Source organism: Granulicatella sp. WM01 (assembly GCF_004570605.1).
In the GTDB taxonomy this organism is placed as follows: domain Bacteria; phylum Bacillota; class Bacilli; order Lactobacillales; family Aerococcaceae; genus WM01.
Map to the genome: position 1 here is coordinate 45268 of NZ_SPPB01000004.1, position 16750 is coordinate 62017.

Annotated in this window: 13 protein-coding genes and 1 pseudogene; 9 read left to right on the plus strand and 5 right to left on the minus strand. The window is 32.3% G+C overall.

Going from position 1 to position 16750, the window contains the following annotated elements:
- Positions 1-74: 74 nt before the first annotated feature.
- Positions 75-635, minus strand: a complete 561-nt coding sequence (locus E4T68_RS01405) for a TIGR00730 family Rossman fold protein (protein ID WP_135123387.1) — start codon at positions 633-635, stop codon at positions 75-77.
- Between the two features lie 361 nt (positions 636-996).
- Between E4T68_RS01405 and E4T68_RS01410 the strand changes: the two genes are divergently transcribed.
- The 7 genes from E4T68_RS01410 (at position 997) to E4T68_RS09220 (ending at position 8450) form a co-directional block, all read left to right on the plus strand.
- Positions 997-1515, plus strand: a complete 519-nt coding sequence (locus E4T68_RS01410) for a hypothetical protein (RefSeq protein ID WP_135123389.1) — start codon at positions 997-999, stop codon at positions 1513-1515.
- A gap of 112 nt (positions 1516-1627) precedes the next feature.
- Entirely contained in the window at positions 1628-3385 is a 1758-nt protein-coding gene (locus E4T68_RS01415; protein ID WP_167753764.1) for an oligopeptide ABC transporter substrate-binding protein, read from the plus strand.
- A gap of 566 nt (positions 3386-3951) precedes the next feature.
- Complete coding sequence (locus E4T68_RS01420) at positions 3952-5007, plus strand: methyltransferase (protein ID WP_167753765.1); 1056 nt, start codon at positions 3952-3954, stop codon at positions 5005-5007.
- A gap of 277 nt (positions 5008-5284) precedes the next feature.
- Entirely contained in the window at positions 5285-6358 is a 1074-nt protein-coding gene (locus tag E4T68_RS01425; protein ID WP_135123395.1) for an ABC transporter substrate-binding protein, read from the plus strand.
- 3 nt (positions 6359-6361) lie between these two features.
- Positions 6362-7438 carry an iron ABC transporter permease gene (locus E4T68_RS01430; protein WP_135123396.1) on the plus strand — a complete coding sequence of 359 codons (1077 nt, stop codon included), beginning with the start codon at positions 6362-6364 and terminating at the stop codon, positions 7436-7438.
- Positions 7438-8199 carry an ABC transporter ATP-binding protein gene (locus tag E4T68_RS01435; RefSeq protein ID WP_135123416.1) on the plus strand — a complete coding sequence of 254 codons (762 nt, stop codon included), beginning with the start codon at positions 7438-7440 and terminating at the stop codon, positions 8197-8199. The genes E4T68_RS01430 and E4T68_RS01435 overlap by 1 nt, the downstream gene beginning before the upstream one ends.
- 104 nt (positions 8200-8303) lie before the next feature.
- Complete coding sequence (locus E4T68_RS09220) at positions 8304-8450, plus strand: hypothetical protein (protein ID WP_167753766.1); 147 nt, start codon at positions 8304-8306, stop codon at positions 8448-8450.
- A gap of 7 nt (positions 8451-8457) precedes the next feature.
- Here E4T68_RS09220 and E4T68_RS09725 read toward each other — a convergent pair.
- From E4T68_RS09725 to E4T68_RS01455, 3 genes and pseudogenes are all read right to left on the minus strand, one after another.
- Positions 8458-9729 (minus strand): annotated as a pseudogene (locus E4T68_RS09725) (ISL3 family transposase).
- Positions 9730-10192: 463 nt separating this feature from the next.
- Positions 10193-10840 carry a hemolysin III family protein gene (locus E4T68_RS01450; protein ID WP_135123400.1) on the minus strand — a complete coding sequence of 216 codons (648 nt, stop codon included), beginning with the start codon at positions 10838-10840 and terminating at the stop codon, positions 10193-10195.
- Entirely contained in the window at positions 10818-11261 is a 444-nt protein-coding gene (locus E4T68_RS01455; RefSeq protein WP_135123402.1) for a DUF1836 domain-containing protein, read from the minus strand. The genes E4T68_RS01450 and E4T68_RS01455 overlap by 23 nt, the downstream gene beginning before the upstream one ends.
- Before the next feature lie 368 nt (positions 11262-11629).
- On the opposite strand from E4T68_RS01455, the gene E4T68_RS01460 reads away from it, so the two are divergent.
- Both E4T68_RS01460 and E4T68_RS01465 read left to right on the plus strand, forming a co-directional pair.
- Complete coding sequence (locus E4T68_RS01460; protein WP_135123404.1) at positions 11630-12388, plus strand: hypothetical protein; 759 nt, start codon at positions 11630-11632, stop codon at positions 12386-12388.
- A gap of 212 nt (positions 12389-12600) precedes the next feature.
- Complete coding sequence (locus tag E4T68_RS01465; protein ID WP_135123406.1) at positions 12601-16074, plus strand: SpaA isopeptide-forming pilin-related protein; 3474 nt, start codon at positions 12601-12603, stop codon at positions 16072-16074.
- Between the two features lie 359 nt (positions 16075-16433).
- On the opposite strand, the gene E4T68_RS01470 is transcribed toward E4T68_RS01465, so the two are convergent.
- The coding region (locus tag E4T68_RS01470; RefSeq protein ID WP_135123408.1) for an IS30 family transposase at positions 16434-16750 on the minus strand (317 nt) is incomplete at its 5' end.

The following is a 16750-nucleotide window of genomic DNA, read 5'->3' on the forward strand; positions in this document are numbered from 1 at the left end:
TCGTGTTGGTAAATTTTTTACTTTACCAATACGACTTATTTTTATACAGATTTTAGAGTTAAATTTGTAAAAATTTAATGATATTGTCTAATTTGAGGAGGAGTATAATTTTGAATAAATGTTTCTATATCTTGAATGGACGTAGCAAATAAAATACTATTATAGTCTTTTGTAGATAGGAAGCCTTCAGATATCATATTTTCAAAAAAATGTTTTAAAGAATTGAAATAACCTGTTTCATTGTAGAAAATACATGGATTATGATGTTGACCAATTCTTGACCATGAAATAACTTCCGAAATTTCTTCAAGTGTTCCTGGACCTCCTGGAAGAGCAATATAAGCATTTCCCAATGAAATCATTTTTGCTTTACGTTCATGCATATTTTTTACAATATGTATCTCAGATAAATGTTCATGAGCAAGCTCTCTTTCGACAAGAAATTCTGGAATAACTCCGATAACTTTTCCACCATTCTCAAGAACAGTATCGGCAAGTATTCCCATTAATCCAACTTTTCCTCCACCGTAAATGAGTTGATGATGTTGAGCAATCCATTTCCCTAATGCAATAGCATGATGCGTGTAATCCTGACGATTTCCTAGATTTGCACCACAATATACTGTAATATTCATAGTCTACCTCCTATATATGTTATGCATATCTGTAGTGTAGCATAATGTAAAAATCTTTTCCAAAATTATGTATGGTCTAGTGTTTAGTTATTATATTTAAAAAATGTAATCATAAATTTTTTCCTAGTTTGCTATGTCTAATAGGTGTTTTTATTTTTTATTGTAAAAACAGTAAGTTTAAATAAAAATAATTCACTATCAAATGAAAGATAAAAAATAGAGTTATGTATGGAGTCAAATAATAAAGTAATCCTATTAATGTATGTAACAAGTAAATTCAGTATAACAACTTGTATAAAAAGTTGATTTATTGCAAATTTTATCTTAAAATAAACTTAATAATTAAAAGATAGAGAAGGTGATGGCAATAGCTTATTATGATGATTATGTAATTAAACCTTATATTTCTCCAAAACGTGATTTAACAACAGAAGAATTTAAGCCTGTTCCACGTCGCAATATGGAATTATTAAGTGATTCATTATTGGCTGGAGATATTATTTTATTGTGGCGTATTCATTTTGGGACATTTACGAATGAAACAGTATTTCCTAAATATTTTGAGTATACCTATGGTATTCATGCTGCTAAGCATTTAGAAATGTTATTAGAAAAAGGATATGCTGTGAAAGAAGCAGCTTTTGATTCCTTAGATCATCTTAATGCAACACAAAAGAAAAAAATATTGAAAGCGAAACATGTTTCAGGATTATCAAAATTAAAATCTGTAGAATTGGATGAGGTATTAAGAAATCATTTTACAGAAGAAGAATTAGGGACATATTTTAGCGTTCGAGGGATTCTATTGAGTGAAAAAGGGAAGTTGGCTTTAGAAAAACATCACGATGTGGTAGATAGACACCCTAAGAAAAATATATAACAGAATAAATATGAATAAATATGCGAAAATCATATATAAAATAGAAAAATATTGATTTTAAATTTATTTTATTGTATTGTATAATTTAATAAGAATAGAGGAGGAATTAAATGTGACATACAAAAAGTGTTTTGTAGGAGCAATAGCACTAGCATGCCTTTCTGCATGTAATAATACAGATAATAATGGAACAGCTAGTCAAAATAAAGAGTTGATTTCTAGTGTAACACATGAAGGTACAAGCATTCAAGGAGGTACTTTAAAATACGCTATTATAAATGATAGTCCAATCTCCGGAATATTGAATAGTGTTTTTTATCAAAATTCGGTAGATTCTGAAGTGATTGACTTTTTCGATGAATCGTTATTTTCAAATGATGATCAGTTAAAAATTACAGATTCTGGTATTGGTAAATTGACTTATGATATAGAGAAAAAGACTATTACAGTTACTATTAAAGAAAATATTAAATGGTCAGACGGTCAACCATTGACAATTGACGATTACATTTTTGCTTTTGAAGTCATTGGACATAAAGAGTACCAAGGATTACGTTATGACAGCAATATGAAAATGATTGATGGTATGGCAGAATATCACGAAGGAATCACGCCTACAATTTCAGGAATTACTAAGAATAATGACTATTCTGTGACATTCCAAGTTAAAGAATTAAGTGCAGATGTCATACAAGCTGGAGGATTTTGGGCTAACCCTATGCCAAAACATATTTTTGGACAGATGGAAGTGAAGGATATGGCTGCTTCTGATGCTGTACGCAAAAATCCTGTTGGGTTAGGTGCATTTAAAGTAAAAAGTGTGGTATCTGGAGAATCTGTTATATTAGAAGCTAATCCGTATTATTGGAAAGGAAAGCCAAAGATTGAAAATGTTGTTATTGAAGTTGTTAACATCAATAACGCTGCTTCAGAATTTGCTAGTGGAAATTATGATATTATGGCGGTTCCTACTTCCAAAGAATACTATGATGCATTTGCTAAATTAAAAAATGCTACAATTTTAGGTTATTGGAGCGATGCTATTTCTTATTTAGGGTTTAAAGTTGGTAAATGGGATGCTACTTCAGAAAATGTTATTTTTGATAAGGAATCAAAAATGGCAAATAAATCATTACGTCAGGCAATGGGGTATGCTTTAGATTTAGATTCTTTTGCAACATCTTTTTACGATGTCTTACAAAAACGTGCTAATTCATTAATTACACCAAACTTTAATGGTTTTTATGACAGTAAATTAGAAGGGTACGTTTACAATGTTGAAAAAGCTACTAAATTATTAGATGAAGCAGGATATAAAGATATTGATGGTGATGGGTTACGTGAAGATCCAAATGGTAAAAAATTAACAATTAATTTTGCTTTTATGTCTGGTGGTAATGGAGAGGCACAAGCACAATATTATATCCAACAATGGAAAGCAGTAGGATTAGATGTTCAGCTGACAAATGGAAGATTGCTTGAATTTAATTCATTTTATGATTTAGTTGAAAATGATGATCCAGCTATTGATGTTTATTCAGCAGCATGGTCAATCGGAGGGAATCCTAATCCAGAAACGCTTTGGGGAAATAACCCAAATAATTATACACGATTTGTGTCATCAGAGCATGATGACATATTGAAAAAATTCTCTACAGAGGATATGTTTGATACAGAAAAACAAAAAGAGGCCTATCAAAAATGGCAAGCCTATGCGAATGAAGAAGCATTTGCTATTCCAACATTGTTCCGTGTTTCTCTAACAGCTGTTAACAAGCGTGTAAAATCTTTAAATATTTCTGTAGATGAAACAAACTATAAGTATAATTTACATAAACTAGAATTGACAGCAACTGAGCCGTTAAAATAGGTAAGTTTATAGTGAAAGATACTGATAGATTTTTCGTATAATAGCATAAAACTAAAAACTGGATAACATCTATACGATATGAAGTATAGGGGTTATTCAGTTTTTTATGGATGTACAATAAATTGTGTTGGTGAACAAAAAAGTTTGCCAACACGATTATTTTTATATAATAAAAAAACGTTTGTTATTTATTAATATGATGTATTTATTTTTGTTCTATATTAAATAGTGGGATGCGATTTTAGGCGCATGATATTCTCTATATCTAATTACTTTTATATAGTTTGATAAAAAATAAATGTCATTTGACAACTTTACAAATAGATGTAAATAAATTCAAATGAGATGGTTAAATATCTCATTTGAATTTAAAATCATTTTTTAGACGTTTAGTTAATCATTTAATTTTCTATTTTTTATAAAGGTATTGTTAGTGGGGGAGATATACAATAGTGTTTTAGGGTATCTATTTTTTTATGTTATTTGTAAATGAGATAAATTGCTATACAAGGTTTTAAATAAGGTATGGTATAATGTAAGTGATTAAACAGAAAAGGAGAAATATGATGCCAATTTATGATTGTCAGAGATGTGGATTTATTTATAATTCGTTTGTTGGAGATGCTAAAAATGGTGTTCCAGAAAAAATGTCTTTAAGTCAGTTAAAAGGAACGTTGTGCTATGATTGCGGAATGGCTGCTTGTAACCGGAAGCGACGTGAAACAAAGGCATATTCCGGTTTGGAAGTAGAAGCGTATCCCTATTTATGTGGACAGACGTCTTCTTTTGTGTATACAAATGAATGTCAAGGAAAACGTGTATTAGATGTTGGAGCGGGAACAGGAAAAATAGGGCAATCTTTTGCTGAAAATGGAGCATCTGTTACTTTTTTAGAAAAAAGTGACGATATGGTAAAATGTTTAGAATATGTTTCACAACGATTTGAGAATAGTACGATTGAACAAAAAGATATTTTAGATGCTCAGTTGTCTGATTTTGATATTATTGTTGCAGGAGATGGATTGTTACAACATGTTCAAACATTTCAAGAGCAAAGAAATGTATTTGAAAAATTAGCGTATGCATTAAATCTTAATGGAGAGCTATTTATTGAATTGTTTATTCCAAAAGGAATGACAATGCAGAGTAAACGAGTTAAAGAAGCTTATGAGGGAACGTATTATTTTATGGACGTTATAGCTGAATTGGATTTATTGTCAAAAGAAATTCGAACAGAGATTGCTATTGAAAAGGTTGTAGATAATAAAGTTTTAGAAAAGGCAAGATTCGAACGATTATTATCGTTAATTTTATTGAAGGATATTGAGCAGATGATTGAGATGCTCAATGAAAAATCAGATGGTATAGAATATGTATTAAGTGCATGCCAACAATTTGATAGTCCATCTACAAGTGATTATTTTAAAGTAAAAAGTTATAGTCAGCACAGAATGATTACACATGAGTGGATACATACTGGATATCCATTTTCTATGACTGACACACAACAAGTAAGTTGGTGGCGTTTGTGTATTACAAAGAAAAAACGTATTCAACATAAACGGACGTGTTGTGCAATGAAACATGCTAAAACGTGTGAAACACATAAATCATGTTCATAGTATTTTATTGATAAGTGATTACATTATATAAGAAAGGTTATAAGTTTATTGTAGCTATATATTTATTATTTAGGAGATGTTATATGATATGTTGTAAAATGATCTATTTAGTTTAGCAATTTTAATAAAATTATGAAGATTAATTGTTTATAGAATACGTTTTATGTCTATATACATGTTTATATAATTGAAAAAATATAGCAAGTATATTATAATGAAAGAGTTATCAATATATTAATGATATACAACAATAAATAAAATAAAGGAGTTTTATCTTATGCATAATATGAAAAAACTAATCTCAATGACGAGTGCGGTACTTTTATTATTTGCTTGTCAAGCAAATACAACAACTCAACGAAAGGATGCTAGTCAAATTAAACAGGAAAATAGTGCACAAAGTGGTGTGAACTCTGCATCTATTTCCGAACATAAAACAGTTTATCCGCTGACTATTCAAACATACGGATCAAATGGAGAAGCTATTTCTACAGTCTATCAAAAAGCACCAGAAAAAGTTGTGGCAGTTTATCAAGGAAGTATTGAAACATTGCTAGCTTTAGGGTTGGAAGATAGAATTGTTGCAGCATCTGGACTTGATAATGAAGTTCCAGATAATCAAAAAGCAGCATTCTCCAAAATTAACTATTTAGATAGTTTTACGCCAAGTTTGGAAGAAGTCACTTTATTAAATCCCGATATGATTTTTTCTTGGGGGTCATTATTTTCAGAGAAAACATTGGGAAATACTCAAGACTGGATTGATAAAGGAACGAATACATACATTAATACAAATACAAAGCGTGGAACAGATGTTGCACGTACTTTGGAAAATGAATACACAGATATTTTGAATATTGGAAAAATATTTGATGTACAAAGCAAGTCTGAACGTATGGTTAATCAAATGAAATCTACTATTGAAAAAGTTATTGAAAAAACGAAAAATATTAATGAAAAACCAAAAACGTTGATTATAGAGCCAACAGGTGAGGGCATATTGAATTATGGAAAAAATACGCTTGGTGGAGATATGATTACTCAATTAGGAGGACAGTTAAGTAACCCTGATGGAGCACAATTAGGAAAAGAAGATATTATTAAAGCAAATCCAGATGTTATTTTTGTGGTATATATGCCTTATGCTGGAGATAATGCTGAAGAAGTAAAACAAAAGAGTTTAGACGCTGTTTTAAATGATGACGCTTTTTCAAGTTTAAATGCGCTTAAAAATAAACGTGTTGTGCCAATCATATTGAGTGAAATGTTTGCCAGTGCCACACGTACACATGACGGAATTATTCACTTTGCTCAAGGTTTATATCCAACGACTGATTTAGATTTGGAGTAGTATATGCCACAGACAAATAAATATGTGCAATACGTAAAATCACTAGGATTTATTGTGATATTTTTGATACTCATATTAGGACTGGTTGCCTCAATTTTTATAGCTGTTACATTTGGAAATGCTAAAATAGATATTTCTGATGTGTATGGTGTTATTTTTTATGAATGGTTTCATTTAGACGGATTACAACAGTATGCAAGTGGAGCAATTCATGATGTTGTTTGGATTATTCGTTTTCCACGTGTCCTAATGGCTTGTACAGTAGGTATGGGACTGGCAGTATGTGGTGTTGTAATGCAAGCAACTATAAAAAATCCTTTAGCAGATCCATATATTTTAGGTGTATCGTCTGGAGCAGCTTTTGGAGCAACTTTAGCAGTATTTTTTGGTGTTGGAGCAATTTTTGGGACACATGCTGTAGGTGTTATGGCTTTTGCTGGAGCAGTTATTTCCTCGATTATTGTATTATGTATTTCCAGTCGTTCAGGAGGATCTGATGTTGGACGATTAGTTTTAGGTGGTATTGCAGTGAGTGCAATTTGTTCATCATTTACAAGTTTTATTATTTTTATTGCGAATAATCGGAATGCAACGAATGAAATTATGTTTTGGACTATGGGAAGTTTATCGGGTGCTAAGTGGAAAACAGTAGTTGTTGTCCTACCTATTATGCTAGTGTGTACAAGTATATTTTGGAGTCAGTTTAAATATTTAAATGTGATGCTGCTTGGTGATGAAACGGCTATTACTTTAGGTGTCGATAGTAGAAAATTAAGGCGAATATATATGCTGATTGCTTCGTTAATGGTTGGATTTGCCGTATATGCTGCTGGTGTGATTGGCTTTGTCGGATTAATGATACCACATGCTATCAGAATGGTGTTTGGAACAGATCATAAAAAAATAATTCCAATGAGTGCATTAGTTGGTGGAATCTTCTTAATTTGGGCAGATATTTTGTGTCGTATTATTTTAGATCATGCTGAAATGCCTATAGGTATTTTAATTTCTGTCATTGGAGCACCGTGCTTTATTTATATGATGTTCAAAAAATCGTATAGTTTTGGAGGGAAAAGTTGATGAATGTAAAGATTGAACAACTTAAGCTATCTTTCCAAGATAAAATAGTTTTAGATAATATTGCAATGCATGTACAGGAGAATAAGTGTGTTGGTATTATTGGACCAAACGGCAGTGGAAAGTCCACATTATTAAAATGCATCTATAGAATATTGACGCCTGATAGTGGCAAAATTTGTATGAATGGTATTGATGTAAAGACATTAAGTTACAGACAGGTTGCTCAGCAGTTAGCAGTTGTAGCGCAACATCATCACTATAATTTTGATTTTCTAGTGAAAGATATTGTGATGATGGGACGTGTGCCACATCAAAAAATGATGCAGAAAGAAACAGATAAAGATTATGTATTGGTTGATCAAGTGTTAGAAAAAATCGATATGGTAGAGTATAAAGAAAGGTTTTTTTCTACTTTGTCCGGTGGAGAACAACAAAGAGTGATTTTAGCTAGAGCTTTAGCACAAGAACCTAAATGTTTAATTTTAGATGAGCCAACTAATCACTTAGATATTAAGTATCAGTTACAATTAATGCGTATTGTTAAGTCTTTAGGAATTACAGTTATATCAGCTATTCACGATTTAAATATTGCGATGAATTTTTGTGATGAATTGTATGTTTTAAAGGACGCTAAAATTATTGCTAGTGGAGCACCTGAATGCATACTAACACCTCAGTTAATTGAAGAGGTTTATCGTGTAAGAAGTCAAATTTTAGAAGATAGCCTTGGTCAAAAACATATTGTATTTTTACAGGCATAATCTAAAGGACTAAGGAAAAATCATGTATGTCTGAAGTGAGATGTTTAAACCTGCGGAAAATCTTTGGTTATAACCGAAGGTTTCTCGCGGGTTTTGTTATTTTTATGGGGTGTCCGCCAATTTGTGTGGATAGGATACCAAATAATGTGGATACGCTATGCCAAAAAGGTGTGGACATGAATCGGTCGGAATTTTTAAAAATTCCGACCGATTTCATGTATGTAGAGTATCATTTTATTGTTTTATATTAATTATAAACTAGAAAGAAAAATTGTCTTTATTGATGACGTATATTAATCTTTTTCGACGTCTCTCATGATTACGAATACCATGAGTGTTGAATAATATAGTTTTTAACTGTGAATTAATACTTTCTGCAATACTACTGTTAATTCTTTTGCCATTAATACGTACAAAAGAATTGATAATTTCTGTTCTCCAATTTATTATCATTTGCGCAAAGTTATTTAGCTCAGGTATATCAAAATGTAAAATGTTTAGGATAATCTCATCGATTTCTGATTGTGCCTCTTCTGGTTAATAATTATATTGATTAAAGTCCATATACAAATGGTAGACAGTATATGCCCCTCGTAAATCTGTATGAATATTTAACAACTTATCTAAAAGTTGTTGGCGATTTAATATCATTTTAAAACGTTTATTATACTTACCAGGTAATGTGAATAAAAATTCATTCCGTTCAATGAGTAGACTATGCCATTGTTTTAATAGATAATATTCATGTGTATTAGGTAAGTAATGTTTCAATATTCGATTTCTAATACCATATATACACTGCTGTAGCTGTTGAATGACATGGAAAGCATCAACAGCTACTTTTGCATGTCTAAAGAAATGTTTACTAATATCTAAATAAGGCTTGTACATATCAATTGAAATATATTCAACTGTGTCTAATATACGGCTATCTATTTTACTTAAATACTGCATTAAGTATGTCTTTTTTCTGTCGGGTAAAATATCTATGATTTTACGATTTAAAAAATCGTAGAAAATACAAGCATATTTAGAATGATAGTCATTATTTTTAGTATAAAATTCATCAATACATATGACACTTGGAAATATTACTGGTGATGATGAACAGTATCTATCAAAAATACGAATGACTGTGGATTCTGGAATACCTACTATATTCCCTACAGAAGCAAAAGTTTCATTTGGTTGTTTCAGTAAATGCATAATCTTATAAATTGTATGAAATGACAATTTAGATTGTCTAGGAAAAACAGGCGTGTGTGAAGCAAACGTTTTGTGACACTTCGTACACATGAGACGTTTAATACGCAATTTGACGATTAAAGTGGTAATAACGTCCATACTAATATGACAGCTTTTAGTGTAATAGCCTTTACTTCTACAAGAAGAATGACAGTAGGGACAAGTATGGTGTATTTGAGCCAGGGTAATTAAACAGAAATTATTATTTAAATCTAAGACATAATCAACGATGTCTTCTTTACGTAAATTTAATGAACGTAATAAAAAATCAGTGTTATGTATCATATGACCTCCTTTGATACTCTACACTGATAGCATATATTTTTGTGATGTAAAATAGTAACTTATTCTGCCGTTTTGTGGGGTGGATAAACTCCACACTATTTGGTATAGCGTATCCCCATCCACATAAAATGGCATTATCTTTTTTTATGTGCTATCTTAAAGGTTAAAATATGGGGGATTCATTAAATGGTGTTAGTGAAAAACAGATTTTTTCAAATAATTATATAAAAATAATGGTATTGCAAATAAGAAGAATTTACAAATACGATTTATTGTAACTTGAGTTAAATTGTATATAAGCTAGTATTATTTAGTTAGTTTATGCTGAATATTATTTTTTACTGTATAGAATTTTAGCTTTTTTTGAATAAGTACTATACAGTATTGTATTGATAATTTATTGACGTACTATTTGTATCTATTTTAAGAGGACAAAAAGCTGATAAGCAGCACATTAATTAATTTAAAGCATAAAATAAACAATTCCAACGTATTGTAGAACTGATGCAATTAAAATGAATATATGCCAAATCAGGTGACAAAACGGTTTTCTTTGAGCATAAAAAATAGCACCAAGAGTGTAGGATAACCCACCAGCCAACATGAGAATGGCAAAAATTGGTTGAGATTTTTGCAAAACAACGGGAATAATGAAAATGACAAGCCATCCCATAATTAAATAAAGTGCTAGACTGAATTTTTCATTGATTTTTGGTGTGAATATTTTGTAAAAAATACCAAATAATGTAATTGACCATTGGATTACAATAATAGTATATCCAAGCCAACCATCTACTAATGAAAGTGCTACAGGTGTATAGCTACCTGCTATTGCAATATAAATCATACTATGATCAATCATACGAAAAACGTATTTTTGTGTGCTTCTGTAACTCATAGAGTGGTAAATGGTAGAGGCTAAAAACATGAGTAGTAAACTAATAATAAAAATGGATACACCTACAACGGCTTTTAAATGATAGGCATGATATGTGTAGACCACAGAAATAGGCAGTAAAACCAACATAGCTAAAGCACCAATGCCATGTGTAATAATATTGCCGATTTCTTCTTTTATAGAGAGTTGTTTACTCAGTTTTGATGTTGTCATGTGTTTTTTCTCCTTCCAAAGTCAGTATAAGTGTACGTGTTTTTTGATATAGTTTTAATGTTTGGCAAGCAAAAGTAATAATTTCAGGTGTGTGTTCATTAGGTGTATCGAGCATACAGCTAATAAAACTGTTATATAGTGTATCTGTTTCATGTTTTTGTTTTAAAAGGAATAAAGTTCGGCCAATATCTTGGATAGAAAATACTTGTTTTAGCAATGTGATCGCAATAAGTTGAGCGATTTGAATACGATTATATTTCTTTTTATATGGTTTGTTTATATGTCCATGTTTAACATAGTTGTTAACCATAGATGATGTCAATTCTTTTTCTGTTTCAGTTAGCTGATTGATGTATAGTAGAACTTGATCTAAGTATAAATCTAAGTTGGGCAACTCTTTCCAGTATGGAAGATTTTTCATTTTTGTTTTCAACACCTTTTAATCTAGTTTTTATAACTGGATTATATAATGTAGAGGTATAAAAGTCAACTAATGTCATTTAAATAAAAAATACATAAATGCTAAGGTGTAGTAGAAAATAAAAAAATATACGTAAAGTTTTATGTATTATGCATAATATTAAATTAAAAAGTGATGACTAATGTCATAACATGAATATAAAAATAATAAATATTATATTATTTTTTTGTGATATATTTTATAATTAAAAAGTTAGTTTAATAAGTTGTGAATATATCATTGGAAATTCAATTAAATTAAGGAAATGACTTGATGGTTAGTGCTGTCTATGATATAGTAAATTCAATAATATGAAGGGAGATTTTAATATGTATGTGAATAAATTAGGGAGTTGGATTAAACAGAATAAGGTATATCTTGGTTGTGGAATAGGTACAATTGTGGTATTGAGTGGTGGAATGATACTAGGACTTAATGGACAAAGTCAACATGTTGCAAAAATGGAAAGTACCACGACTAAAGCGACAACACAGTTAAGTGTGCAAAGTCAAACAACAAAATCATCTCGTGAGATTGCTCAAGAGAGTAAGGTAGAAAGTATGCTTGCCGTAGAAGTGAGTGCAGATACAAATGTTGCTGAAATTGAAAAAGAAATAGATGCTATAGGAAATCAACAAGACAAGGTAAAACTACAAGAAAAACTTGCTGAGGTAAAAGAGCAAGTGAAGAAAAAACAACAAGAACACCAAGCAACACAGCACGCACAAGCGACTACACAGGTAAAAGAAAACCACAGTTCAGCACCACGTCAAGATGAAACCAGTCAACCAGTTGTACAATCCAAACCGACACACACTCAACGTTCAACACAAGCTCCTACTCCAGTTCAAACACAGGCAGTAGTACAAACCACGCAAGCACCAGTAACAACAACGGTACAAACAACCCAAGCAACAACGCAAAAGTATCGTCTGAATTCTTTAGGGAATAGTGGTATGGAATTTGCGACATATGATGAGGCTATGGAATGGGGATATGAAGAACAAATAAATGTTAAAAAACCGTATCTTGTTATACAAGTTGTATATTCTGATGGCAGTTCAACATTTTCTGTTCATTGGCAATAATTTTTATAAAGAGTCCTATTACTAGGGCTTTTTTTATTGAATCAATCGCTAAAGGCAATTGTTAGGGACAAAAGACGTATAACAGCGTCTTTTTTTATTTTCCAGAAAAGGAGGGGAGGAATGAGATTTATTCGTGCTATGCCCTGTAAAAAATTAATGTAAATAACGTATATTAGATATGACATACAAAATAAAAAAGGAAGTGTAAAAACGTGATTAAAAAAGTAAAAACAATAGCGTTCGTATTAGGTGTTTTATTGGGAACACTAACCGGAATAATATTTCAAAAAAGTCCAAAGGTTGTCTTTGCGGATAGTGGCACACTACAAAAAATAGAATCTAATGTAACACCGTATGCAGAATTTAGACATAAAGATGCTTCAAGAAATACGTGGTATGAAGGTGGACATATTTTATTCATAAATGGTGAAGTGGTTATCTGTTTAGACCCAACCACTTACGCTTATGAAGTCGGATATGCAGGGAAAGAATTTTCTGATGTTGAAGAATTGGCAACATCTAGTGGTAGAAAGTATATTGTAGATATAGATTTACAATTAACATTAGCTTTAGTGAGTTATTATGGGTATCAACAAAATCCTAATGATTTGAACTATCATTTTACCACATGGATTGGGTATGAATTGCTTGGATGGAACATTCAAACAGTAAGCAATGGAGCGACTATGGAACAATATCAAGCCTTTAAAGCAGATGTAATGGCTAAAGTTAATAATTATAAAAAGACAACATCTTGGAATGGACAATCTTTTACTATTAAGGTTGGTGAAAGTATTACGTTGACAGATGAATATAATGTCGTTCAAAACTTGGTTATTCCGTCTGAAATCAATGGATTTACAACATCTGTGAATGGTAATCAGTTAACAATAACAGCTACTAAACAAGCTGAAATAGGAAGTATATCATTTAGACAAACTAAAGATAGTAGAATTCATGGAGTATCAGTTGTTTATCGGGCTGATGGTTCTCAAACAGTCGCAAAACTACGTATTGGTGACCCACAAAATGCGACAATCGACCTTAACGTCATCAAAAACGGCAATATCAAAATTGTCAAAACAGACAGTGAAACAGGGCAACCGTTATCTGATGTAGAGTTCGGGGTGTTTGAACAAGGGAGCACTACACCATTAAAAACAGGGGTAACAGATGGAAATGGTGTGTTGGAGTTTACAGACTTAGATCCAAAAACATTTGATATTAAAGAGCTGCGTACTAGAGAAACGTACCGTTTAAATGACAAAGTGTATTCTGTGAGCGTTCCTGCAGGTGAAACGGTGACAGTAAATGCGACAAATGTCGTGAAAAAAATGCGTATCTCTGTGTCTAAACATTTAGATACAGCTTTAGACGGTTCAGGTACGCGTGCAGCAGGTTCAGGCATTACTTTTGATATTGTTTCTCTAAACACACATCAAGTAGTGTCTCGTATGGTCACAGACGCAAACGGTTATGCCATATCAGAGGAATTACGTCAAGATGACCGCTATCAATTAGTAGAACATACTCCAGAGGGCTATAAATCAACTGAACCAATTACTGTTGAACCAACTGGAGAAGATGGAAAGATTTATCACTACATTGTTGAAAACAATGCTAAAAAGTCTTATGTACAGATTGTAAAAGTTGACGAGGACACAGGCGAAACGATTAAAGCCAGTGGAGTATCTTTCCAATTGTTCAAAGATGGTCAATTGGTTAGTCAACAATTGACGTATCCGTCTATGCAAACCATTGACACATTCACAACAGGTGCGAATGGTCAAGTGACTTTACCACAACAATTAACGTACGGCACATACACGTTAAAAGAAGTGAAAGCACCAACTGGTTACGTGTTATCTGACAAGCCATTGACAATTGATATTACTGGAGAAGATACGCTGGTTACGGTTCGTTTTAAAAATGCTGCTCAAAAAGGTGTCATTGCATTATCAAAAACAGGTCAAGTTCTAACAGGTTGGCAAACAGACGCAAACGGTGTGCATACACCAGTTTACCAAGACCAACTTATTGGTGGAGCAACGTTCCAATTGACTAATGTTAACACAGGAAAGAGTTTTACAGTAACAACTCAAGCAGGACAAGTGTTACGTACACCTGAACTTGATTTAGGAGAGTATGATGTGGTAGAAGTATCTGCACCAAAAGGGTATATGACAGACAATACGGTGTATCGTGTGTCTTTAACCCCTCAAGCCCAAAGCGTCCGTTTAGATGTGAAAAGTCTATCTGTATACAATGAGCGTAAAACATTAAGCATTCCAGTTCAAAAAATCTTTGAACAGTCTGAACAGTTTACTCATGACCAATCTGCAACAATTGGGGTATACACAAAAGAGGCATATCATGAAAATGGTGTGGTGTTACCCGCTCATACTTTAGTGGGGTTACAGAGTGTAACAGGTCATGACACGGTAATTTTTAACCATTTACTGTCTGACATGAGTGTTTACGTTAAAGAAATATCCTCTTCAGAAGCGTATACCGTAAATGAACAAGCCTTTGAAGTGAGTGTATCAAGTCAAGATACTGCTATGGCACAGACAATCGTGATTGAAAACACCTTAAAACGTGGCTCACAAGAATTGGTGAAAGTGGACGCTTCAAGTAAAGAGGTGATTGCAGGAGCAACATTCCGTTTAGTTGCTGTATTAGATGACCACACAGAAAAAGAAGTCGGCACGTACACAACAGATGATAATGGAAAAATTGTGTTTAAAGATTTAGAATATGGACACTATTTCACTCAAGAAGTGGCAACTTTACCGGGATATTTATTAAACCCTACACCATTTTTCTTTGAAGTGATTGGAAAAGAAGCCCAAAACGTTAAACCAATTGAAGTAGCCAATGAACCAATCCCAGCGATTGTGACAGAAGCAACATCAGAAACAGGCGGTAAAGTGGTCTACAAACATGAACAAATCAAAGAAGTGGCACACTTTAGTCACCTTGTCATTGGACAAGAATATGAAGCAGTCGCTAATATGTTTACGGGTGGTGGGCAATTATTAGGCACACAAAAACGGACATTTATCGCAACAGACACCACACATCAAGAAGTGTTTTATTTTGACGTGGGACATTATGGCGATACGGTATTCGGAGAAGAACTATACCGTAAAGGTGAACGAGTGGCAGTCCACTTTGATTTAGCCAATAAAAAGCAAACAGTCAGAGTATTAGAGCCAAAAATCAACACATTTGCCAAAATTGGTGGCACAAAAGAAATGACGGTAGGTGAACATAAGGAACTTGTAGACACATTAACGTATACAGACTTTAAAAATGGCAAAGTGTTAGTCAGTACATGGGTTGTTAAATACGGTACTGATGAGATAATTGGCGAAAAAGTCGAACAAGTTTTAGAACTAGACGGCAACGGAGAAGTGAGCGTAAGGCTAGACAAGATTGATACAAGTAAATTACCTGCAGGTAAATACACCATTATGGAACAAGTATTTGACGTTAGTGAACACAATGGAAAAGTGGAAAAAGGACATCTTATCAGTGAACATGTGGACAATACCGATGAGAACCAATCCTTTACAGTTAGCCAACCCGTACTGCCATACACGGGAAGTGAGAACAGTGTGTTGTTTACGCTGACTGGTATAGTTGTTGTGATAATTGGAGGAGTGCTTTTACTGAAAAAATAGTCGTGTTCCTGAAGTTGCTAAGATTTTGAAAAAGATAAAAACTATTATAGTAGTCTAATTTTAGTAATTGAGATAATATTACCATTTACTATATAGATATTAAAAATAAAGAAAATGCATTTATATAATATGTATCCATGAAAATATTTGATATACTAAATCATTAAAAATATAGCATTTTACATGTTTATATGATGTTATTTTTTCCCGTGTTGTAAAGCCAAGTGCAATAGTACATGAAAAATACTAAAGCCACAGTCTATGTCTGTGTGCGACATAGTTGTTTTGTAATGGAATAGGTGTAACGGTCAAGGTATTAGCGTAGCGAGCCTTTACGGTTACACCTATTCTGTTATAGTTTATGTCGTTGCACACAAACGATTAAACATAGTATGAGGTGTATCATAGTCTAGTATACGTCTAGGTCTATTATTTAACGCATTTTGTATAGTTGTTATCATTTGAATAGGTACTAAATTAAATGATTTTCCCTTTGGTAAAAATTCTCGAATTAAACCATTGTGATTTTCATTAGTCCCTCGTTCGTACGACGCATACGGATGTGCAAAATATACTGCGGTTAAATAGCTTTCTAATTCTGTTAATCGTGAAAATTCTGAACCATTATCTGCTGTTATACTTTTAAACCATTTCTTACCATACTGTTTAAATATCT

Bases quoted from the DNA above. Each gene is read 5' to 3' on its own strand.
- E4T68_RS01430 (WP_135123396.1), top strand. From the start codon at position 6,362: ATGCCACAGACAAATAAATATGTGCAATACGTAAAATCACTAGGATTT.
- E4T68_RS01410 (WP_135123389.1), top strand. From the start codon at position 997: ATGGCAATAGCTTATTATGATGATTATGTAATTAAACCTTATATTTCT.
- E4T68_RS01435 (WP_135123416.1), top strand. From the start codon at position 7,438: ATGAATGTAAAGATTGAACAACTTAAGCTATCTTTCCAAGATAAAATA.
- E4T68_RS01420 (WP_167753765.1), top strand. From the start codon at position 3,952: ATGCCAATTTATGATTGTCAGAGATGTGGATTTATTTATAATTCGTTT.
- E4T68_RS01450 (WP_135123400.1), bottom strand. From the start codon at position 10,840: ATGACAACATCAAAACTGAGTAAACAACTCTCTATAAAAGAAGAAATC.
- E4T68_RS01425 (WP_135123395.1), top strand. From the start codon at position 5,285: ATGCATAATATGAAAAAACTAATCTCAATGACGAGTGCGGTACTTTTA.
- E4T68_RS01455 (WP_135123402.1), bottom strand. From the start codon at position 11,261: ATGAAAAATCTTCCATACTGGAAAGAGTTGCCCAACTTAGATTTATAC.
- E4T68_RS01405 (WP_135123387.1), bottom strand. From the start codon at position 635: ATGAATATTACAGTATATTGTGGTGCAAATCTAGGAAATCGTCAGGAT.
- E4T68_RS01460 (WP_135123404.1), top strand. From the start codon at position 11,630: ATGTATGTGAATAAATTAGGGAGTTGGATTAAACAGAATAAGGTATAT.
- E4T68_RS09220 (WP_167753766.1), top strand. From the start codon at position 8,304: ATGGGGTGTCCGCCAATTTGTGTGGATAGGATACCAAATAATGTGGAT.